This window comes from Cytobacillus oceanisediminis 2691 (genome assembly GCF_000294775.2).
GTDB lineage: Bacteria > Bacillota > Bacilli > Bacillales > Cytobacillaceae > Cytobacillus > Cytobacillus pseudoceanisediminis.
On the sequence record NZ_CP015506.1, the window covers coordinates 3,016,636 to 3,038,135 of the forward strand.

Annotated in this window: 17 protein-coding genes and 2 pseudogenes; 5 read left to right on the plus strand and 14 right to left on the minus strand. The window is 36.4% G+C overall.

Annotation, left to right across the window (positions count from 1 at the left end; all coding sequences use genetic code 11):
• Positions 1-57 precede the first annotated feature (57 nt).
• Both A361_RS15265 and A361_RS15270 read right to left on the minus strand, forming a co-directional pair.
• Positions 58-993 carry a sensor histidine kinase gene (locus A361_RS15265; RefSeq protein WP_019383357.1) on the minus strand — a complete coding sequence of 312 codons (936 nt, stop codon included), beginning with the start codon at positions 991-993 and terminating at the stop codon, positions 58-60.
• 3 nt (positions 994-996) lie between these two features.
• Positions 997-1,692, minus strand: coding sequence for a response regulator transcription factor (locus A361_RS15270; protein ID WP_009334070.1), 696 nt, complete (start codon positions 1,690-1,692; stop codon positions 997-999).
• 187 nt (positions 1,693-1,879) lie between these two features.
• Between A361_RS15270 and A361_RS15275 the strand changes: the two genes are divergently transcribed.
• On the plus strand, positions 1,880-2,101 hold the full coding sequence (locus A361_RS15275; RefSeq protein ID WP_019383356.1) for a hypothetical protein: 222 nt from the start codon (positions 1,880-1,882) through the stop codon (positions 2,099-2,101).
• 1,160 nt (positions 2,102-3,261) lie between these two features.
• Here A361_RS15275 and A361_RS15285 read toward each other — a convergent pair.
• Together A361_RS15285 and A361_RS15290 are read right to left on the minus strand one after the other, a co-directional pair.
• The gene (locus A361_RS15285; RefSeq protein ID WP_019383355.1) at positions 3,262-4,347 is read right to left on the minus strand and encodes a DUF3626 domain-containing protein; all 1,086 of its coding nucleotides are present in this window, start codon (positions 4,345-4,347) and stop codon (positions 3,262-3,264) included.
• A 605-nt stretch (positions 4,348-4,952) separates the two neighbouring features.
• A complete protein-coding gene (locus A361_RS15290) occupies positions 4,953-5,660 on the minus strand; it encodes a Crp/Fnr family transcriptional regulator (protein ID WP_009334067.1) in 708 nt (235 codons plus the stop codon).
• A gap of 228 nt (positions 5,661-5,888) precedes the next feature.
• Between A361_RS15290 and istA the strand changes: the two genes are divergently transcribed.
• From istA to A361_RS15305, 3 genes are all read left to right on the plus strand, one after another.
• Positions 5,889-7,397, plus strand: a complete 1,509-nt coding sequence (gene istA / locus A361_RS15295) for an IS21 family transposase (RefSeq protein WP_019380290.1) — start codon at positions 5,889-5,891, stop codon at positions 7,395-7,397.
• A 17-nt stretch (positions 7,398-7,414) separates the two neighbouring features.
• Entirely contained in the window at positions 7,415-8,137 is a 723-nt protein-coding gene (gene istB, locus A361_RS15300) for an IS21-like element helper ATPase IstB (RefSeq protein WP_019380289.1), read from the plus strand.
• Between the two features lie 78 nt (positions 8,138-8,215).
• Positions 8,216-8,569 (plus strand): DoxX family protein, encoded by a 354-nt coding sequence (locus tag A361_RS15305; protein ID WP_009334066.1) that lies wholly within the window; start codon positions 8,216-8,218, stop codon positions 8,567-8,569.
• 550 nt (positions 8,570-9,119) lie between these two features.
• Here the strand turns inward: A361_RS15305 and A361_RS15310 are convergent.
• The 8 genes and pseudogenes from A361_RS15310 to A361_RS15350 form a co-directional block, all read right to left on the minus strand.
• A complete protein-coding gene (locus tag A361_RS15310; protein WP_019380485.1) occupies positions 9,120-9,752 on the minus strand; it encodes a type 1 glutamine amidotransferase family protein in 633 nt (210 codons plus the stop codon).
• A gap of 360 nt (positions 9,753-10,112) precedes the next feature.
• The gene (locus tag A361_RS15315) at positions 10,113-11,420 is read right to left on the minus strand and encodes an erythromycin esterase family protein (protein WP_019380486.1); all 1,308 of its coding nucleotides are present in this window, start codon (positions 11,418-11,420) and stop codon (positions 10,113-10,115) included.
• 650 nt (positions 11,421-12,070) lie between these two features.
• Positions 12,071-12,280 carry a heavy-metal-associated domain-containing protein gene (locus A361_RS15325; RefSeq protein ID WP_009334062.1) on the minus strand — a complete coding sequence of 70 codons (210 nt, stop codon included), beginning with the start codon at positions 12,278-12,280 and terminating at the stop codon, positions 12,071-12,073.
• A 392-nt stretch (positions 12,281-12,672) separates the two neighbouring features.
• Positions 12,673-13,010: pseudogene (locus tag A361_RS15330) on the minus strand (VOC family protein).
• Between the two features lie 205 nt (positions 13,011-13,215).
• Positions 13,216-14,014: pseudogene (locus A361_RS15335) on the minus strand (phosphotransferase).
• 568 nt (positions 14,015-14,582) lie between these two features.
• Positions 14,583-16,067 carry a serine hydrolase domain-containing protein gene (locus A361_RS15340; RefSeq protein WP_019382063.1) on the minus strand — a complete coding sequence of 495 codons (1,485 nt, stop codon included), beginning with the start codon at positions 16,065-16,067 and terminating at the stop codon, positions 14,583-14,585.
• Positions 16,068-16,118: 51 nt separating this feature from the next.
• A complete protein-coding gene (locus tag A361_RS15345; protein WP_019382064.1) occupies positions 16,119-17,225 on the minus strand; it encodes a HAMP domain-containing sensor histidine kinase in 1,107 nt (368 codons plus the stop codon).
• Positions 17,213-17,884 carry a response regulator transcription factor gene (locus A361_RS15350; RefSeq protein ID WP_019382065.1) on the minus strand — a complete coding sequence of 224 codons (672 nt, stop codon included), beginning with the start codon at positions 17,882-17,884 and terminating at the stop codon, positions 17,213-17,215. Before A361_RS15350 ends, A361_RS15345 begins: the two co-directional genes overlap by 13 nt.
• 358 nt (positions 17,885-18,242) lie before the next feature.
• Here A361_RS15350 and A361_RS15355 point away from each other — a divergent pair, with 358 nt between their 5' ends.
• The gene (locus tag A361_RS15355; protein ID WP_019382066.1) at positions 18,243-19,022 is read left to right on the plus strand and encodes a protein kinase domain-containing protein; all 780 of its coding nucleotides are present in this window, start codon (positions 18,243-18,245) and stop codon (positions 19,020-19,022) included.
• A 343-nt stretch (positions 19,023-19,365) separates the two neighbouring features.
• Here A361_RS15355 and A361_RS15360 read toward each other — a convergent pair whose 3' ends face one another.
• Together A361_RS15360 and A361_RS15365 are read right to left on the minus strand one after the other, a co-directional pair.
• Positions 19,366-20,538, minus strand: a complete 1,173-nt coding sequence (locus A361_RS15360) for a cytochrome P450 (protein WP_019382068.1) — start codon at positions 20,536-20,538, stop codon at positions 19,366-19,368.
• Positions 20,539-20,722: 184 nt separating this feature from the next.
• Complete coding sequence (locus A361_RS15365; RefSeq protein WP_019382069.1) at positions 20,723-21,421, minus strand: MBL fold metallo-hydrolase; 699 nt, start codon at positions 21,419-21,421, stop codon at positions 20,723-20,725.
• Positions 21,422-21,500 lie beyond the last annotated feature (79 nt).

Below are 21,500 nucleotides of genomic sequence, written 5' to 3' on the forward strand. Positions count from 1 at the left end.
AAAAATAGGCAAAAGTAAAAAAGAGCCGTTCCAGCAGAACACCTCTTTCAAGCAGTCTTAATATATCATTTGTTTAAAGATACATATGAAAGCCGTTTTCTCAAAGGGTTTGCTTCTTAAGTGTATCGAACCATTCATTGCTTCTGTTAAACGCTTCGAGATGCTTAAGCCTAGACCGCTTCCTTGAAATTGTGGATTTCTGGCATCATCCAGTGTATAAAGCCTGTCAAATACACGATCCTGATGCACCTCTGCAATCCCTTTTCCTTTATCCCAGATCTCTACAGCAATGGACCCTTTATCTTCTCGAAGTGTTAAACCAAATACTCCCCCATCACTTCCATACCGAATAGAATTAGAAATTAAATTGCTGAGTATTCGATTTAAAGCATGTTCATTGCCGAGGATGTAAAAATTCCGTTCCGGGATATCAATTTCTACCTGAAGACCCTTTGAAAGGAGCAAATCATAATAATCCAAAACATTCTTCCTGCAAATCTCATTAAGAGATATCTTGCTTAATGGAATCATATAATCATTGGATTCTATTTTGACAAGGTCAAAAAATTGATTAAGTAATGAGATTAACCCCACTACTTTATCATGAAGCCGTAAAATGGCCTTTTCCTTCTCATCCTCACTTAACTTATCATCCAGCTTAAGTTTCTCCACATAACCTAAAATAACAGTTAGTGGTGTCTTCAAATCATGTGACATATTGGATATCATCTTCCTTAAGCTGTCTTTTGTACTTGCGTAATCCGCAAATACCTTTTGGTTGTATGCCAATAGCCGGTTTATTTGAATGAGTAAAAACTGTATGGAATGCTGGTCTGTTTGCAATAACACTTTTTCAGCTGTCTTGTGCTCTATGATTTCTGCTAACTTTTCACTTATTTCATGTAAATGGTTATTTATTTTTTTTCGGGAAACATACTGGATTATATTCATGACGAGTAAGAAAGTAATCAGCACACTAAGCGCAAGGATCATAAATTATTCTCCTAATTTATATCCGATCCCCCAAATTGTCCGAATATACTGCGGGTTAGACGGATCCTTTTCAATTTTTTCACGAAGCCTTCTTATATGAACATTTATTACATTTTCATTACCATAATAATCATCTTGCCAAATAAACTGGTAGATTTGCTCCTTTGTAAACACTCTGCTCTGATTTGTCATAAAAAGCTTTAAAATATGAAATTCTTTGGATGTTAGCTGGGCAATCTTATCCTTCACCTGTACAGAAAAGGTGGATAAGTCGAGGGAAAGTTCTTTAAATTGGATAATTGCGGGAGCGGAATGGTTCGTAGCGGGAATATATTGCGTTGCTCTTCGAATCGCTGCATGCACTCTGGCAGTCAGTTCAATCATGGAAATAGGTTTACTGATATAATCATCTGCACCAAAACCAAGACCTAAAGCTTTGTCCAGGTCACTTCCTTTTGCTGATATAATCAAAACAGGAAGTAAGCTTTTTTCTCTGACTTTTTTTAAGATATCCATACCACTAAATTTAGGAAGCATTAAATCAAGCAGGATTAAATCGAACTCTTCTTTCTTAAAGAGAGATAATGCCTCCTCTCCATCAAATGCGGTAAGTACTTTAAAATTCTCCTGTTCTAAGTGATCCTTTATCAATTTATTAATTTCCCGGTCGTCTTCCACAAGCAAAATACGTTTTTGCATACTTCCACATCCATTCACTTCTTTTAACACAGCCTATCATATACGTTTTTCTATTACTGTATTTCGATACTATACACAAAATTCCTTCTTTCAAAAACCAAGTAGCTTGGAAATGTTTTACTTACATTTTATTAATATTAACAACGAAAAATAAAAAGGCATTAAGGCTAGAAAAGGTGGTGGAAAAATGCAGCAACAACAACAGCAAATTTGGTTTCCATTAGTTGCATCAATTGGTATCGGTGCAGCAGCGTTCTATAGTATGACCAGGGGGCAAGGTACGGGGCAAACCCTTCAACAATTTATACCATTGGCAGCAGGAATGGGTGGTAATCAGGCCACACAGATGCAACAAAATCAGCAAAACAACCAACAAAATAAATTAAATTCAAATAACCAATTACAATAAAAACCCTTTTTTCACAGAAGGTTTTTCAATAAGAAAGTATATTTTTTTATAAAGAAAGCGACCATATTTTTAAGGCTGGTCGCTTTTTAAAAAACATTACTGGAATAACTTAATTATTAACTACCTGCCCCTTTAGTTAAATAATAAAAAGTCTCCTGATTTGGCAGCTGCTCTTGAAAGAAACATCTCACATTGATGTTTCAGGTGAAGCAGATGTCATAAAAAGAACTCCATCTGAAAAGCAGGAATAAATATTTTCGCCATATTCTTAAACCACTGAATCCGATCGTCTCCATAAAGGAAACGGCAACTGTGGATAAAAGGACCCGACAATCAGGGCGAGAACTCTTTTCTTCCATACTTGTAAACCTAATCCTGCAGCCGTATCATCTACAAATGACAGCAACAAGATCGAGATAATAACGGCAAATTGGATATCACCCCATCCCTAGGCATACATGCTTCCTAAAAGTCAAACTAGTGCAGCAGGATTGGCTTAAAGTTATTGGGCATATTAAAAAAATCCAACAAGTTTATTATTAAATTGTATTAAAAACAGTAAAAAAGGCTGTTTTTGACATACTATATATTAGGTATGTTCCTAGGAGTGGTATCAATGAGGAAAATAAATAAATTAGCCGGCCTATGCTGGGACGGATTAACTTTAAAACATGTTTCTCACAAAGGGATTGTTATTCCTTATGTATTATTTTTTATTATCACATTAATTTTTGAGCTGTTTTTATCTGCTTTGTTCATTTTATCTTTTTTTCTATTCAGTACATATGGATACAATCCTAATATTCAATACTATATGAACGCTGTAATTTTGATTCTTATGTTAGTCATTACAGTTCCATTGCTAATTACAATAATGAAAGTACACAATAAGGTTTTTTTGAAAAAAGAATAAGTATACATCGTTAATAAATCAATGTTTGAATCTCTTATATAGGAATACTTCTCTATTGCTTAATATATTCATTATTGTGCTTTACCCAGTGTGTCTTTGTATGGAGCTACCCTACTTCTTTCATCTTTTCAACATTAGGAATAACTTTATTTATTTCTGACATGTCTATATACAAGAAGCCGCCTGGGCTTGGCAATTGATTTTAAGCACCCATTACTTTAAGTGTAATAATTCAAAAAAGGCAGCTTTAATCTAATGGCTTTCCATACCTCACTAAAACGTGCCACAATAGTTTTAATTCCTGAAGTACCTCCTTATGATCCCCACGTTCCCTCCAAGATGCCGGATTGCGTATTAAGTCCATTACAGCAGTTCCAATTATGCTCGCATCGATAACATTATTTTTTTGTCCAATGAGTTTTGCTAAGGAGGGCATAGATGGGCCTCTAAAATCTTTTGGAACTTCTTCTATCATAAGTGCAAATCCCTTATGCCAATACAGTTGAATGGAATATTTAAAGCACAGTTGTTCTAAGATTCTCCCTATATGAGTTTTCTTAAAAGAAGGGTCTGCAACAAGCAAATCCACGTCTTCTTTAAGTGAGATATCTCCATGAATCTGGGCTTCAATATAGTGATTAAGATTTCGATTTGGCTTTTTGGTTGCTGGGTCTGTAAACGGTCGTTCTAGATTAACCAGTAAATGATTTACTAATCTAACTGGAGTCAGATTTCTTTCACCAATTGCAAAATCTCTTACGAACGCCTCTTTTAAAAGAGCAGCCAAAATCATGTCAAACTCTTTATAAGTTCCCTTTTCTTTTGGGTCTTGATGCGAATCTAAATATGTATAGGTAGAACGATATGAAACCTTAGGGGATAGAAGAAAATAGCATGAACCAAAACGTGGGGAAGGTCCATCTGGGTGCAACATCAAATTCAATGCACCATATTTAGGACGATGGTTATTGGTTATGCCCTGCAGGTGATATGCACCTTCAAAAATTCTCTTCTCCCAAAGGTCTCGTTCACCACCTGGGTAAGCAGATACACTGCCGTTAGACAAACCTGTTTCAAACTGGCTCTTATATATTCCAGACTCTAACAGTGCTTCAGCAACACTTTTCATAGATGAATCTGGCCTATCTGGGTGAAAATGTAATCCTATTCTTGCATGGGCCTTTAATTTATTTACAGCATTTTTAAATGTTTCATCCGAAATATTAGACATTTTTAATATGTGATTTATTGTCTTTTTAGCTTCATAGGTATAGTCCTGTGCATATTTTGTAATATTTTCCAAAGCTAATGATTGTGACCTTGATAATTCCATAAATTAATGAATCTCTCCTTTCATCGGATTAAATCAATAATTCAGCAAGGATTCCTTATTTTCCTTCTTAAACAAATCTGCCCCGTTTGTGCAATAAGAAAAATGCTGCCTGGATTGGCAGCATTAACTTCAACTCTTGATTTATGTACAAAGCTTTATATATCAACCAACGGGTCTAGCCTTTATAATTAGAAACAGATTATTCTTTTGTAAAAAGCTTAGGGTCAATTTGGTCAATAACAGAAGCTGCATTATAAAAATACCCCATTTCAAGTTTGTCTTCATATGTTAGTTCCGTTTGACAATCATTTTCTATCTCACTAATATTCTTTCCGCCACATGCTTGAATTTCGCGATATCCACCCCTATAATCAGGGTGTAAGGAGTAACTTGAGCAATCTTCTTATTCTGGTTATAATTCATTTTAATGCCTCCTGGTATTTGAGTAATGTCCTTTTCGCTTGCCGGCTTCAGGACTCTCTCATTCTACCAAGAGGTTATTTTTTTGTTCAAACTCCATTTTCCTTCATTACAGGAATGCTGCCCCGTTTGTTCAAAAAGAAAAATCCACCTGGTATGGCAGTCTCTGCAAAAAATCCAGATTTTTATCTATCCTCTTTTAATGCACATTTTAGACGTGCGCCATGAACTTCCATTGTTCCTCGCCTTCCTGCTTTGCGTACAATTCCTTCCGCATTCAATTCATTTAAAAGGGCTGTCACTGTTTCACGAATACTGCCCATCATCATTGCTAATTCTTGATGAGTGATGTGAATATCGAGTGCAATCCAATCTCCCGGGTTTCTGCCTGACGATTTATCCCCAAACTTTTCTGTAAGTTTATTTAACAGGAATAAAAGGCGTTTCTTTACACTGCTATATGCCATATACTCTAATAACTCTTCGACTTCCTTTAAACGGCTGGAGATTATTTCAAGTAGCTTTAATGCAATACCTGGATTTTCGCATATTATTTTTTCAAACTGCACTCTATCTATTCTGCAAATAACAGAATCTTCCCATGTCTCAGCATATAAATTTTCAGAACCTGTTGTAAACGTACCAATCTCTCCAAACACATGCCCACTTTCTAAAATATCAATTGTAAACTCTTTCCCGCTTTCAGTTAATCTATACAAACGAACTTTACCCGATTTGATCAAATACAATATCTTTTGATTCATATGAGGAGAACTAATAATGGTACCCTTTTTCATAACTTTTATTGGTGTGACCGGTTCATATTTCTTTAATTCTTCCAAGGCTAGATCCCCAAAAAGCTGTATTCTCGATAAATACTTAATCTTATCCATAGAGCCCTCCCAAAATTCTGCGGAATGTAGTCCAGACTACATACTCACTAAATTAAAAAACCTAGAATTTCTGTGTAGCATGCACGTCTATTATACAAAAGTGTAAACGCTAAAATAAAAGTTGACCACTTTAGCGCAATTCGCTAACCAAAAAGTTGACCACCCTTAACACCCAATCCCTTATCATAGAGTTTGTCGAGAACTTCATGATTCGGGAGGAAAAAAAGGATGTTAAAGATGGCTAATATAGAGCTTATCAGAAAATTGCACTTTAAAGAAGGTCGTTCTATACGACAATTAGCGAAAGATCTTACATTATCAAGACAAACCATTCGAAAAGCTTTACAACAGAATAAAATTCCAACCTATCAACGATCAAAGCCGGTTACCAACCCGGTCATCGACCCCGTTAAACCAATTATTATCCGATGGTTAACGGACGATGAAACAGCCCCCCTAAAACAGCGTCACAGTGCTGCTCAAATCCACAGACGCTTGGTGAAAGAATATGGCTTTAAAGGTGGAGAATCCACTGTACGCCGTTTTGTACGCCAATATAAGCAGCTCAAAGAAACTCCTAATTCCTCTATACCGTTGGAATTCGATCCCGGTGAATTTGCCCAATTTGATTGGGGGGAAATCATTGTGCTTTTAAATGGGATTGAAACGAAGGTAATGCTTTTTTGTATGAGACTTTTGTATAGCCGTAAGATTTTTGTAAAAGTGTTTCAGCATCAACGGCAGGAGGCGTTATTTCAAGGTCACGCAGATGCCTTTGATTATTTCGGTGGTGTCCCGAAAACGATTGTCTATGACAATATGAAAACAGCGGTAAAGAAGGTGTTAGAAGGGACCAAGCGTGAAGAACAGGAGGCCTTTATCCAGTTTCGATCATACTATCTTTTTGATGCCCAATTTTGTGCACCCGCAAAAGGAAATGAAAAAGGACAAGTAGAGAAACTAGTTCAAACAGCACGAGCTCAATTTTTAGTTCCCGTTCCACAGGTAAGTGACTTACAGGTACTTAATCACTATCTTTTAGAACAATGTGATGCCTATGAAGAAACCTATGTTCCAAAAACGAAAGAACAGGTGGGTGAACGATTTTTACTAGAGAAGCAACAGCTTCTGCCGATTATTGGTACTCATCCTTGCGCAAGGAAGGTAAGAGCCTCTGTCAACAGTCTTTCGCTTGTTAATTTTGAAACAAACGCCTACTCGGTACCTACTAGGTATGCCGGTCGGAAAGATGCACAAATAAATGCTTATGTAAATCACATTGAAATAAACATTGACGGAAACTGTGTAGCCAAACATGAGCGTTCATACGAAAAGCTTCAAGAAATTTTTGAAGTGGATCATTACTTGGATGAACTGGAGAGAAAACCAAGGGCCATCCAGCATGCGCGCCCAGTTCGAAGAGCTAATCTTCCACCAAGTTATCAAGAATTTTATAAGAGAAGTCTTTCAAAGTATGGGCATGGAAAAGAGTTTATTCAACTATTAAAACTCCATCGGGAGTTTACGATGGAAACAGTAGAAAGGGCAGTGGCAAGTTGTGTAAAAGAGCAGCTATATACAGCTGATAGTGTAAGGCATTATCTTTACCTCATGACTCAGCCGGAAGCAACAAAGCCAGCCCCAATAAAATATGAAATGGAGCAGTCCGTCACCGTCAAGGCTCCTACATTTAGCCCGTATGACCAACTATTACAGAAAGGGAGGTATATTCACTGAATACACACCATTATCAAATGGATGAATATCTAAAAAGGCTGCGCTTGCCGACTATACGTGAACAAGTTGACGCTTATTTGCGCGAAGCAAATGAGCAACAAATTACCTATGAAGAATTTCTCTTTCAATTATTATCGATTGAAATAGCTGAGCGAGAAATCAAAAAGAAAGAGTTAGCCAGAAAAAAGGCGCAATTCCCTGTACATAAGGACCTCCTCTCTTTTCAATTTGAGGAGGCTCCCCACGTACCAAAAAGACGCATTCTGGACATCTTTCAAGGAGAGTACATTCAGCAGAAAAGGAATGTCATTTTTATTGGGAACTCAGGTACAGGAAAGTCGCATTTATCAATTGCGTTAGGGGAAGAGGCGATTAATCAAGGCTATACTGTCAAATATTATACGGCCGCCCGCCTATCGAATGAACTGATGGAAGCCCAAGACGAAAAAAGGCTCCTCCAGTTGGAGAAACAATGGTTGGCTGCAGATGTCACGATTATTGATGAACTTGGCTATATCCCCTACCACCAGAGAGCAGCCGAATTACTGTTTCAATTTTTTTCTACTCGTTATGAAAGAGGAAGCATGATTATCACTAGCAATCGGGAGTTTAGCCGATGGGTAGAAGTTTTTCACGATGAACAGATGACCGCCGCCTTGTTAGATCGAGTGACTCACAAGGCCCACATTATCCCAATGAACGGAGAGAGTTATCGTCTCAAAGAAACATATTCGAAGTAACAAGAGGGTGGTCAACTTTTACATGAGCGACATGGTCAACTTTTGGGTTGACATTTACATACAAAAGGAGGGAACTGTATGGATTCTGTAACGGTTACCATTCAAATTATTCTAATTCTTATTTTCGTAATTTCTATTTCGATGAAATTAGTGCGTACCAAGTCAATGGTTAAGCACTGGAGGGAATATCGCTACCCCCTTTGGTTTATGCAAATAACTGCTTTCTTAGAATTATTGGGGGTAGGCGGATTGATTATTGGATTTTGGCTTCCTAAATTTATTTTGCTTTCGGGATCCCTAATTATAATTCTTATGCTGGGTGCTTTACATGCTCACTTCTTAAGAGCCAAACATAGACCGATTATGGGGTTAAATGCTTTAACGATGCTTACTTTAGCTAGCGTAATCATCTTTATTCAAATTGTTAAGTAGGTTAAGAATAGCTATGCCAATTATATATGTTACATGCACAAAACGGGCTTTATTATGGGGGCCTTAGGCTTACATAAAATAAATAGCCCGCTTCTATATAAAGAAACGGGCTATTATTTAACTCGAAGGGAAAAGGCAACTATTTTACTAAAGTACAGTTTTTCTTTTTTCTTAATCCTCCATTGTATATAAGTGTTTTCTGAGATATGGCATTAAATAATATTAAAAATCAACGTATTTTGTCTGTTCACAGAGATAGTGCTCTTAGTATTACAAATATTTCTATCACAATCTATCACCATGTTACCATTATTCGCCCTTCATATAGGGAATCCTCCTTGAACAAAACTGCCCGTTTCTACAATAAGGAGTTCAACATAAAAGGGCATTAATCCTGCTTGGATCAACACCCCCGATAGTTTACAATTATCAACATCCTCTGTTAACTTATCTAAAAAACTTTGATTATGTGTAAAAATTATACTTTGACATCGTACAAAGTATGGAAATTTATTTCAAAAAATAAAAATATGCCATTTGATATTTTAACTCATTTATTCATCGAGTTCATTAACTGGAAGAAGTATTCAGGTTTATGAGTCTTATTTAAACTATACCAAGAATCTAATGTATCTGGTGCAAATACATCTAATTTTTTCAGTACTTCCATCGCAAATTCCAGAGGAGCTATTCCTGATGCAGTAACTAAATTCGCATCAGATACCGCTGATCCCACCTCATAGAACTTTTCTCCTTTATAGTTTGGACATACCATTTTAGTGTATTCTAAATTATTACTTGTATGCTTTCTAGTATCTAAGTATCCCATATTCGCAAGGGCCTCAATTGCACCACAAATTGCAGCAACAATAGTGCCAAGCTTTAAAGCTTGGCCAATTCTTTCCAAGATAGGTTGATGAATTTCTTCATTCCAAGTAGTCCCTCCTGGTAAAATTAAAAGATCTTTACTCTCAAGAGTACATTCATCAAGGGAAATATCTGGTTTTATGCTCAGTCCTCCCTTAGTTGTAATCATTTCTTTATTAGCTCCTACTGTAATTACTTTTAAAGGTTCTAAATCTTTTTTGAAATATCTTCCTGAGTTTAGTTCAGCAATTAAATATCCATATTCCCAGTCCGACATTGTATTAAATACATATAGAAAAACTTTTTTTGTTTGCATCCAATAACACTCCAATCATAAATTTTATAGTTTATTTTTTTACACATCAAAAGAAATCCCACCTAAAAGAACATACGTTCTCTCAGAGATAATTGTATACCATATTTAACCAAAAGTCTATCTCTTTTTCAACTAACCTGCCCCATTTGTTCAATAAGAAAAAACTGCCTAATTTAGTAGAAAATCTTGAATACAAGGACCCTATAGCTTATGCAGAAAACTTCAAATGTTAATCTCTAAAATGTGTTGCGACACTAAAAAAAGGGCGCCCTCTTATGAAAGAATAAGCGCCCGTGAAAAATGAGATAATGTTCTCCTTTTATGCCTTGTTATTCAAAAAATTGTATACTCGGGAGAATGCTATTCTATTACGTTTATTGCCGTTGCTTCCTTTACAATAATAATACCGTCATATGCTTCGCTGGGTGTCATTTTAATCGTGTAAAACACCTTTGAAAACTTGTACCACGTACGAAAATCATCCCCGATATTTGACATCTTTTGCTCACTCGTGATGATATCCATTAATTCATCAGACGTACTTGCTTTTTCAAAATTAACATAGAAAATATTTGACTCCACTTCACTAAATGCATCAACTAAATCATTGTGATTCTCCAGTTTATAAATTTTCCGTTCACCAGAATCGCCCTTTTTCGCCTGGAACTCGCTGCTGATAAAATCAGTTCCAATGGCAAAGTACTCTTCACCATATACCTCATCTAAATAATGCCCCATCGATTTGTAACCGGCTAACGATGCCGACGTTTTTTCAATATGCCCATTATGTCCGGTGACAAATATCTTATCGTGGCCACGTGCTGCTTCAAATTCAGCTATCCATTGTAAATTGTCCGCTAAATATTGATCACGAAGTTTCGTATAATCTCCTTCGTTTAAAAATAACTGCGTACGTTGTTTCATGTTTTTCGCATTTTGTAAAGCAAAGGCATAGGCATCAGCAGAAGATTGCTTCACGTAAGTCAATTCATTAGATTGCAGGTCTAAAATGATTTTTTCTATTGTTTCATCGATTTCATTCAATTGCTCCGTAGTTAACTCACGCATTTTATCATTTGAAATATGTTTCAAATGTAATGCATGCTTTTTGAATTCATCTGCGTTTACCACTTTATAATAATCAAGCACTCCTTTCTTACTGTAGTCATAACGCTGCATATCATTTCCATAAAAATAAACTTTATCATCCTCGCTCACAGAATCGTTATAATCATGCATCCATTGAACAAGATCAATCATTTGTTCCGTCTTATAAATACTATAATCAAGAGTGTTCACTGCCTCTTCTGCCGTTCCATTTCCATTTAAAATGAACTGATTAATTCGCTGTCCGCCTCCAAAATCACCTTCTAAGACAAAAACACGAACACCCTCGTTTTTTACAAGCACTTCAAAAACATCTCTTTTCAACTCTTGAAATTCAATGTTTCCGTGTGTTGCCTCCCCCAAACCGATTATTTTTACATCATCTGGAATATCGATTTGTTTAACGGCTGATATGTATTGATCTTCTTCTTCCACTACTTTGACACTCCCGCAGCCTGCTAATAAAACAAAAAGCGAAATGATTGTTAATAATAAAGAATCCTTTTTTAAAAAAACCATCTTATATCCCTCAAATACTCTTATTTTTAAAAATACTACCATAAGTTTCTAAAAGACTCTTTTCCGAAAGATCTTCAACTAACCTGCCCCGTTTGTTATATAAAAAAGCAGCTACCTTTGTAATGGCAGCCTTATTAAAGTCTAAGTCTATTTATTTTCTATTTATTTTTCTTAGTTTTTTTGTCAAATAACCCCATAGCAACTGCAACCGCAATTCCGATTGCAACCCACCCACCAAAATTCATTACTCACACCACCTTAATATTATGTACGTATGATTTTATTAAAAGATTCATTAAATAATATCTCGCAGAATTCTTATTACACAAACCTGCCCCTTTTGTTAAATAAGAAAAAGAAGCCTGGTTCGGCAGCTGATCTTGAATATAAGCACCGACTCGCTTAATCACCAAAAAAATTTTAATTCCGTATTTAAGAATAGAAAGTAAAGTTAAAAAAAGCATCCATTTGTAAATGGATGCCAATTTTCAGTACACTTTGTTTCTAAGTCCTAGCAATCTGTTTGTGTAGGAGCTTATAAAAAAGACGTCTTCTTACAAAAGAAAGCGCCCGATTGTTGAACCTATCTAACAAAAGGTAGATGGAATAAGCAAGTGAATATTATCTAGATATACTTTATTTACTTCTTTTATTTATAAATTTTAGTTTAAGAACTAGAAATAAGAAATTTTTTAGTTAAGAAGATGTAAACCATGTTGTTGAATCCAATTTTTAATTTTTTCATGGTCAACTTGTCTTTCGTCGTATGTAATCTTTACTTCACCATCATCGATGTCCACCAAAGCTCTCTCAATGCCATCCAATTTCATGAGAATCGTTTCTAATGTTTGAATCGGCTCTTCATTTGTTGCTTCTTTAATAAAAATAGTTAATTGCTTCAATTTTTAATCCTTCCTTCCGAACATTTATTCTTTGAGCTTCTCGTTAGCACCTTCAAGATAAATAAGGTGATGGATCGTCACCATTACAGCGTCTAAACCTTCTCATAGTTTGAACGATTTTTTCATAATTCCATCTTATTTATTATTTTAATTATCCATTTTTCGCCACTGAATTATAGAATATGTAAATTTTTAAAAATTAACCCATTAAGATTTAAAAAACAATGAAAAATGACTTATAGTAAAGTACGAGGATATTGAGCTTATTCAATTGAAGAAACTTATTTTCATGGTAAAAAGAAAAAACAGCCTGATTAGCAGCTGAACATGAATATAAGCATTCTTGATTCTTTGCAGTATTAGGTAACCCAAAAGTATCGAATATATCTTACTCAACTAAGTACCTCCACAGTAAATCCTCCTGGGGCTTTAACATAGAATGTCCATCGATGAGCCATCTTAGGCGGCTTCACATCAAATCATCATCCTTCAATCGTTGATTGATCTCGTATACTCGTTCATTACTCTCTTGAAAGAAGCCAATATGAAAGGACTTGGGGTCGTTGGCCTGAGTATCTTTCATCAAAGCTAGCAGCAATCCGTCATCATCAGTCAATACAGCAAATGAATCGCTATTTATCCTCTTGGTTTGCAAGTAGAAATATTTCTCTAAGAACTCTCGTGCAGCAATAACGTCAGTGGCCGTAAGATTGATATGGTATAGTTTCATAGGGTACACTTCCTTATTAGCATAACTTTTCAAAACTATCTTACAAGCTTGATTTAGACTTCTTGCTTCTTCCTCTCTTTTGTAGTGAATAAAATAGCACAAACTTGCCTTTTTTCAATTATATTTATCCTGGAATATTCAACATTAAAAAAGCGTTAAACCCAAGTGGCTTAACGCTATACTATACATTTAGTTCAAAATTTTATTAAATCCATTCTTTCCCATGTTCACGAATGAATTGAAGTTCCTTTTGATAATGTTCAAAATGTCCTTCATCGATCATTTTTTGAAACGCCATATTGCCTTCGTTTGCTTTCCTTTGCATTGTTTTACATAAACCTTCTACTCGCAGCAGCACCATCTCAAAAAAACCATTTTCTATCCCCTCAATACCATAGGATTCAAAAAATAATCTAACTCTTTGTTTTATACGGTTGGCATCCTTTAATGGATCATAATAAACTGCCTTACCTGATTCAGTATGATAAAGTCTGCTTAAAGGAACGCAAGTGTATAGAGTATAAGCTATATCCCAAAGTCTTGGACCAGGAGCAGCAAGATCAAAATCAATAATCCCTACTGGCTTTTCGTGATTAAAAATGATGTTATAGATGGCAAAATCATTGTGACATAGCACCTCCATTGGCTGAGGTGTGTTTTCTATTGGCTGCCAATTCTCGTCGATAGGAAAATTACTCACAGCATCATGATAGAGACGAAGAAATTTTCGCTATCTCTTTTAAAACACCATTAGACCACATATATTTTTTTAAAGGATAATTACCAGCTTCTCCTTCAATAAAAGTTAATATCTCTCTATCTTTTTCATCAATACCTAAGTACTTCGGTGCATAGTCGAATCCTTCACTTTCTAAATGCTGATACAACTTATGAATTTTTACACTATCAGGTTTTAATTCTCGTCGAACAGTATCTCCCGAACGGTATACTATCGAGACATTTCCTCCTGTTAGCACTTCTTCGTTTTCGTAATGACTTTTCATTAGAATTCCCCCTATTTAGGGACGTTATGACTGTGTCAATTGAGATGTATTTTTACCCATAATGAAAAACAGATATATAAGGATATCTGCTTGGCAATGGGAATTTAATTGTCCACATCTTGTATCCCTTGAATGATTTCAGATAGACAAATAAACGCATCCTTAAAGACCAAGGACCGCACCCTGTCTCTATCCAATTAAATAATCATTTCAAGGTATTCCACATGTGTAATATAGATTCCCCTTTCTTTACATCTCTTTAAATTATATAATACCAAATATTAGTAATTAAATAAAACCGAATTCACACAATTTATCTGTAATTTTTTCAACACACCTTATTCAACAAACCTGCCCCGTTAGTTTAATAAGAAAAAAGCTGCCAGATTAGCAGCTTATCTTGAAATAAAAACCTGTCAGATAAGTATTTAATACTTGAATGAAAATCCTTCGCTCTTTTTTGCTCCTGTTTAAAGCATAAGATTATTATACTTCTAATTATTTTTATTTAACATTTTCCAAATTGGGCGGTCTCTACAAGCTGAACCCTGGAAAGCCGATGTTTATGTTATTTAGATATTGCCGAGCTTTTACGCTTTTTTATTGAATTAAAATAAATGAAGTAAAGGAAGGTGTTATTAACAAGATTAACCACAACTAATAATACAAGCCAAATAATAAGAGACGGCATCATCATCCATATTCCATTCCAAGGCACAACCCTGCCTCCTGCAAATATGGCCAAAATAGACGGTAGAAATAAAAGGATCAGCACGGGGAGTATAGTCCTTACTGATGCGAAGATCAGCTTTCGGCGAAATGCCGTAAGCCTGTTCTTTTTCTTCTTCAGCCGGTAGAATGAATACCCGCTCCAGAGGATTGTTCCCGCCATAAGAAGAATCATCGCTTTTTCCATGTTTCGGCTATTGATGGCTGAAATTTCTGCCTTTCCTCCAACCATGATTTGGGAAACGCCTTTAACAAAGGCGGAATAATCAAGGAATGCGTTTATCCCTGTGTCAAACATCATGGTAATTCCAAGTTCCTTGTCTAAATAAACAGTTTCTTCAGCCTTGTAAGTCCAGAAAATTCCCGAGTGGGAGATCGACCTGCCCCAATCGGCTTCATTGGAAGCAAGCCACCCCATGCCATAAGGAGCGCGCTGCCCTGCAGTATGGTACTGTTCCATGAGATTAGGGGAAAGAAGCTGCGGATTATATTGTGCACGCATCCATTTTGCCATATCCTCGGCATTGGTAACCACACCTGCTGGGCCTTCTATAAACCATATCGGTTCGGCTGTACTTTTCGGGTTGCCGAACAACAGATAATGTCCCCGAGGAATGGCATCATTTTCATTGATTTGTTCCGTCAAACTGACACTAAAGGTGCCATTCATCCCCAATGGAGCAAAAATATGTTCTTTAAGGTATACAGAAAACCGTTTACCGCTGATCTGTTCCACTAACAATGCTAGATATTGATAGTTTGGGTTATGATAGTTGTATGTATCACCAGGATCATTAGCAAGCTTTACTCTGTCCAAAGATTTGTTTATCTCTTGTAATGTTTTAAATTGAACGGATTTCGTCATGTCGGGATTTACTTTATCATTAAGGCCACTAGTATGGTTTAGCAAGTTCCGGATCGTGATGCGAGTGATGCGATCGTCTGTGGGCGAGATGTCGGGAAAGTATGAGACATATGGAGCGTCAAGGTCAATCTGTCCCTTATCTGCAAGCTGCAATACAGCCAGCGCAGTCATGGATTTACTCAATGAGGCGATTGGGAAGGGCGTTCTTGAGGTTATTTCCCTTCCATCTGAATATGCACCGTAGCCTTGCGTGTAGAACACATCTTCACCGTGGGTTATTGCCAGAGATACACCTGTAATATGGTTGACTTCCATGTTTTTCTTAATATAGTCATCGATTTCTTTCACAATCTCTGTTTTACTTTGAGCGCGGGCATCAGCAAAAGGCAATGCAGTCATTAGCACTGCCAGAAGCAAGCTGGTTAAGAAAGCGGGTATTTTCTTATAAGTGAAAATCATTTTAGCACTCCTTTTTCTTGGGATAAGGAAATACTAAAGTATAATTTTCAACTATTTATCAATTCTGCAAAAAAAGCTTGCTGTTACTTTTCCACCACCGCGGGTACTGTTTGCGACCTGTAAGAAGCCCTGATGCTTTTCACACAATATTTTACAAATATAAAGCCCTAACCCTTTGTTCTCATTTGCTTCCGCCGCCTCGCCCCGATAAAAGGGGAGAACTGCCTTCCGTACCACTTCTTCGGAAAATCCGGAGCCATCGTCAGTGACCGTTATGGAAAAAATGCCATTGCGAACGGAGTAATGGACTTTAATATGGCTGGAAGCATAACGCACTCCATTTGCCACCAGATTTTCAGAAACCTGCATCACGAGATCCTTATCGATAAACAATTTTGTGGAATCTGCAGGTCTGCATGAGTCGAAAGATTTGCCACTTTGGTCTGCAATTCGGCTGGCACCGTCTTCCAGAAAGTTGATTAGGGCATCCATTTCGATAATTTGTTTGTTTATTGGAAAGTTATCCAACTTCTCAATAGAGTTCATGGCCTCTACATAACGCTCCATACGAACAATATGCATTTCCATTGTTTTGATGATATCCAGCAGTTTTTCCTCGGATATCCTTTTTTGCGGCAGATAGGTGGTTACAACCTCGATATATCCTTTCATGATGGACAGAGGTGTTCTCAAGTCATGGGCAAAAATCGCATTAAGCTGCTTCCGTTCCTCGTTCAAGCGCCATTGGGCTTTAAAGTTACTTTCCAATTGGCTACGCATCTTTTCAAATGCACGGCAAAGCTCGCTCATTTCATCCCTGCTGTCATAGGAAATATGGAACCCTAAATCATTTGCCGAGATTTTCTCTGACGCGTTCATCAGGATTTCCAAAGGTTTTTTCAGTTTCAGTTTGTAAAAAATGCTGGCCATCAAGACTAATCCGGTTCCTATCGTCAAAAGTATCCCAGCAATTTGAACAGTTAGAACCCAGTCGTTCCCATAAGGGTGATTGGCAAAGCGTCGCGTCATCTCTTCGGCCCACTCGAATTCGAACACAATGGCTGTTAAAACGAAAACTAAATATAAGGAATTTAGCGTGATGAAGGTTTGTAGTATGGTCATATTATTCAATCGAAGATAGCCCATTACCTTTTCCATTTATATCCTACACCCCACACAGTCTCTATCTTGCTTTCGCAGCCATGCTCTTTCAATTTAGACCGAATACGCCTGATATGTTCAGGGATTACTGAGCTGTCACCCTCTTCGTTCGTCCCCCATACTCTTTCATACATGCGTTCTTTGTCAAAAACCATACCAGGGTGTTTAGACAAGAGTTCTATAATATCAAACTCCTTTTTTGCCAAAGAAATTTGTATGTCGTTACAATAAAGCGCTCGCTCTGAATAATCAATGACAAGGTCGCCACTAAACTTAACCGTTGTCTTCTTTTGATTTCTCATTTCTCTGCGCAAATGGGCATCCACTCTTGCGCCAAGTTCATGGATGCTGAACGGCTTTTGAATATAATCATCTCCGCCAGCCTGAAAACCGGATATTTTATCAGCATCTTCTACACGTGCGGTTAGAAATAAGATGGGGCAGGAAACATAACTCCGGATTTTCCTGCAAACGTCAAGACCGTTAATCTCAGGCATGTTTATATCCAGTAAAATTATATCCGGTTGTTTTTCTGCTTGCCTTTCCGCCTCATTGCCGTCCTTTGCGGTCATGATGTGATACCTGTTAACTTCAAAATAATCTGCCAGCAGTTTTCGCATGTCTGCTTCATCATCAATTATCAATATCTTTTTCATTGATCTTACCTGCTTCCCTAACGAATTTTTACTTCCTTCAAATTCTTTTCTTTTTAACCCTCAAGTTACAACCACAACATCGCTTCGATTTTTTATAGAACCAGCACTGCCCCTTTATCTTAAAACAAAGAGGTGCCTTAGTCCTTCCAATTGCTTCAACGGTGGTACCCCTTAGAACAATATATCATTTTAGGTATTTTATGATATCTTGTTATAATAGCACCATACGATTGAGTGTTTCCCAATAAGAAAACACAGATATAAAGTCAAGTAATCTCTTTATAAATTACCAAAATCCAGAAAGGAGGAGAGGAAAGTTTCAATTTTTCGAGCATTTAGGAAGCTTTACCAATTTTTTGTGGACAAGCCTATAAAAAAAGGAACAGTTTTGAACGAACATTACGAGATATTGAACGTTATCGGGGCTGGGAGCTATGGGATTGTTTATTTGTGCAAAGAGTTAAGAACAAACGAGAATAGAGTAGTCAAACAGCTTCGTCCTAGTAAGCGACGCAACCAAAAAGAGGTGGCGATGTTTGAAAATGAAATCACTGTTTTGGGTATGCTTAACCACAAAAATATACCGATGTTATTTGAAGCCTTTTCAAATAACGGACACTTATATTATGTAATGAGTTTCATTGAAGCGGATAATCTGGAAGACCAAATTTTTTTTAATAAAAAGACCTTTAACGAGGAAGAGTCTTTACTAATTCTTACTCACCTACTTGAATTAGTAGATTATCTTCACAAAAAAGACATTTACCATCAAGATTTACGTATTCCAAACATCTTAATAAAAAACACGGAAATTTTTCTAATCGATTTTGGTTTGTCAAAGCATAGAACTGACCCATTCCGCTCTTCATCTAGTTCTTCACCTAACAAACAAAGAAATTTTCTGGAGATGAAACAACAGGACTACTATGATCTAGGAGAAATACTTTTATATTTGCTTTATACGACGTACTCTTCTAAAAACAAAAAAGCTCTTCCTTGGACAGAAGAACTTTCTTTAGAGAAGGAAACTGTTTATTTGCTAAAAAGACTGCTACAAATTAAAGAACCTTACTTAAATATTAGTGAAATTTTAACTGATCTTCATGCTGCACATAAAGCGAAGGAAAAAGTATATTAAGGAGGAAGATTAACTGCTGCTTCGACCCTTTCGTTTGTAGTAGTTACTTCCACTCATTGGAGATTGTTTATATCGCCGGTTGCTGCTGCTTCCTCGGTTAAAATAACGGTTTCTTCGTTCACTGCTGCTGCCCCTTCGATAATGGCCATTTCTTCGCTCACTGCTTCCTTGGGAAAGTTGCTTAATTTGTTTCATTATTTTTTTAAACATTGTTTACCTCTCTTCTTTTTTGGCTTTTAGTCTAACATAATTTAAAGCTAAAACATATTCATAAGCACTTGAATTCAGTCACTAATACGAGGGCAGAAGATATTCCAACAGCAAGATTTTGAAATAATGGATATTATTCTGATCCTAAAATGACAGGAAGCTCTTTATATCCATACATAAACGTGCTAGAAATTATACGAAGATGTTTAGAAGTGTCCAATTTCATAGTCGGTATCGCTTTAAGCATCTCGGTAATGCATATTTTCGCTTCTAATTTGGCAAGCTGTGATCCCAGACAATAGTGAACACCTGCTCCAAAAGATAGATAATTGTTTGGAGAGCGGTTGATGTCAAACACATCCGGTTTGTCAAATACGCTTTCGTCCCGGTTTGCAGATCCAATCCAAGCCATTACTTCCTGCCCTTTTTTCAGATTCATGCCTTTTAATTGTATATCTTCAGTGACGAAGCGATTCATACCGTGAAAAGGAGAACGATATCTTAGTACTTCATTAATGGCTGCAGGTATAAGAGAATGATCTCTATATAATTGGTTGAGTATATCCGGCTGTTCAAAAAGAGTGAGCATTGTATTGGCAATTAAATTTGTAGTTGTTTCATTCCCTGCAACAAGTAGAAGGAAGCAGAAACTTAATAACTCATCCATGGATAATGAATCTCCACCAACTTCTGCAGTCATTAACGTGGATATGATATTGTTTGTATGGTTAATCTGGCGATTTGAAATTTTTCGCTTAAAATATGTTTGCAGGTCAAGCATAGCCTTTTCTTGTTTAGCAAATAACTTGTACATTACATTAGGCGATGCGCTTTGTGTTCCCGCAACTAGAATATCAGACCATTCTTTAAACATCTTTCTGTCATGACTCGGTACTCCGAGCATGTCAGAAATCACGATTACAGGAAGAGGATAAGCGATTTCCGCAACCATATCTATTTTTCGTTTTCCTAGCAGCGGTGCTAATAATTCGTGAGTTATAGCCGTAATCCTAGGTTCCAGTTCTTGAATAGTTTTTGGTGTAAATGCCTGGCTTACAAGATTGCGGTACCTTCGATGAGTTGGCGGATCCATATCTAGCAAGGTTTGAACATTTCCATTTCTTTTTGAACTGAACAGAATGAAATTTTGTAAAACCATTTGGACATCCTCATAACAGAATACGTCCCAGCAATTCCGTTCTGGGTCAAAAGAAACTGGAGCATTTTTTCGCATTTTTTTAAACCAATCATAGGGTGAGTTTGTTTCAGCCAATCCCCTTGGGCGCACTAATAGTCCATAGTTCATACGTTGTTCTCCCTCTCTCTCAAAACTCCCAATTGAAGCTTCTGCCTTACTAAATATTCTGTAAATAAAAATGAAATTCCTGTATTCTACGAAAATCCTTGTTAAACTAAACTATTCCGTTACAAGAAAGAGCTATTCTCCCTCTTGAAGAACAGCTCCCGTTAATTAAAAAAATATTATTTAACTATTCAAACTCCAGCAAATCAGAAATAAATTCATTTACTTTACCTTTTAAAACTGCACCGTGCCCCGTACACAAATACTCAACATCGTATTTGGTAATTTTTTTTAACCCTTCTATAAATAAACTAAAATTGTGCTGTTCCCTCATTTCCTCGTTTTGAGACCATTCAGAAACAAACTGCTTATATTTTTCCCTATCCCAAACACCTGTATCTACAACATTACCACTCAATTGTTCTCCAAAAAAACAGATATGATCTCCGCAAAATAGCACTTTGCTTTCACGTTGATATAGGAAAACAGAACCTTTAGTATGGTGTCCCAGGAGAACACATTCTAAATTACTTACAGTTGGGCCGTTGTCTGGAAGTTTCATATTTAATTTGTTTCTAATATTTTCTGGAATTAACTCAACATCCTGATTATGAATATAGCCTTCAATTTCACCTAAAAATTGAATTGCTTCAATATGGTCTTTGTGACCGTGTGTGGCAATAAAATGAGTTATATCACTTTTAGAAATTCCTTTCTTTTTTAGTGCGGAAAACAGCAAGTGAGAATGTTCTTTCTTTCCTGAATCAATAAGAATAATATTATTGTTCTCAAGCAACAAATAGCAGTTATTATAAGAGTTCCAAGATTCATCCCATACTAAAAAAGCATATATATTTTTGACCACTGGTTCCAAATATGTTTTCATTTCACTCCCCCATAATCAGCAATATTTTTGTATATTTCGCTCAATTTTTATTAATACCTTCTTTATTTAACTTCCCCTG

What these genes read in the sequence shown, in the direction of transcription:
- A361_RS15270 (WP_009334070.1), bottom strand. Translation starts at nt 1,692, where the DNA reads ATGCAAAAACGTATTTTGCTTGTGGAAGACGACCGGGAAATTAATAAA.
- A361_RS15365 (WP_019382069.1), bottom strand. Translation starts at nt 21,421, where the DNA reads ATGAAAACATATTTGGAACCAGTGGTCAAAAATATATATGCTTTTTTA.
- A361_RS15350 (WP_019382065.1), bottom strand. Translation starts at nt 17,884, where the DNA reads ATGAAAAAGATATTGATAATTGATGATGAAGCAGACATGCGAAAACTG.
- A361_RS15345 (WP_019382064.1), bottom strand. Translation starts at nt 17,225, where the DNA reads ATGGAAAAGGTAATGGGCTATCTTCGATTGAATAATATGACCATACTA.
- A361_RS15360 (WP_019382068.1), bottom strand. Translation starts at nt 20,538, where the DNA reads ATGAACTATGGACTATTAGTGCGCCCAAGGGGATTGGCTGAAACAAAC.
- A361_RS15310 (WP_019380485.1), bottom strand. Translation starts at nt 9,752, where the DNA reads ATGCAAACAAAAAAAGTTTTTCTATATGTATTTAATACAATGTCGGAC.
- istB (WP_019380289.1), top strand. Translation starts at nt 7,415, where the DNA reads ATGGATGAATATCTAAAAAGGCTGCGCTTGCCGACTATACGTGAACAA.
- A361_RS15305 (WP_009334066.1), top strand. Translation starts at nt 8,216, where the DNA reads ATGGATTCTGTAACGGTTACCATTCAAATTATTCTAATTCTTATTTTC.
- A361_RS15275 (WP_019383356.1), top strand. Translation starts at nt 1,880, where the DNA reads ATGCAGCAACAACAACAGCAAATTTGGTTTCCATTAGTTGCATCAATT.
- A361_RS15340 (WP_019382063.1), bottom strand. Translation starts at nt 16,067, where the DNA reads ATGATTTTCACTTATAAGAAAATACCCGCTTTCTTAACCAGCTTGCTT.
- A361_RS15290 (WP_009334067.1), bottom strand. Translation starts at nt 5,660, where the DNA reads ATGGATAAGATTAAGTATTTATCGAGAATACAGCTTTTTGGGGATCTA.
- A361_RS15315 (WP_019380486.1), bottom strand. Translation starts at nt 11,420, where the DNA reads ATGGTAGTATTTTTAAAAATAAGAGTATTTGAGGGATATAAGATGGTT.
- A361_RS15265 (WP_019383357.1), bottom strand. Translation starts at nt 993, where the DNA reads ATGATCCTTGCGCTTAGTGTGCTGATTACTTTCTTACTCGTCATGAAT.
- A361_RS15285 (WP_019383355.1), bottom strand. Translation starts at nt 4,347, where the DNA reads ATGGAATTATCAAGGTCACAATCATTAGCTTTGGAAAATATTACAAAA.
- istA (WP_019380290.1), top strand. Translation starts at nt 5,889, where the DNA reads ATGTTAAAGATGGCTAATATAGAGCTTATCAGAAAATTGCACTTTAAA.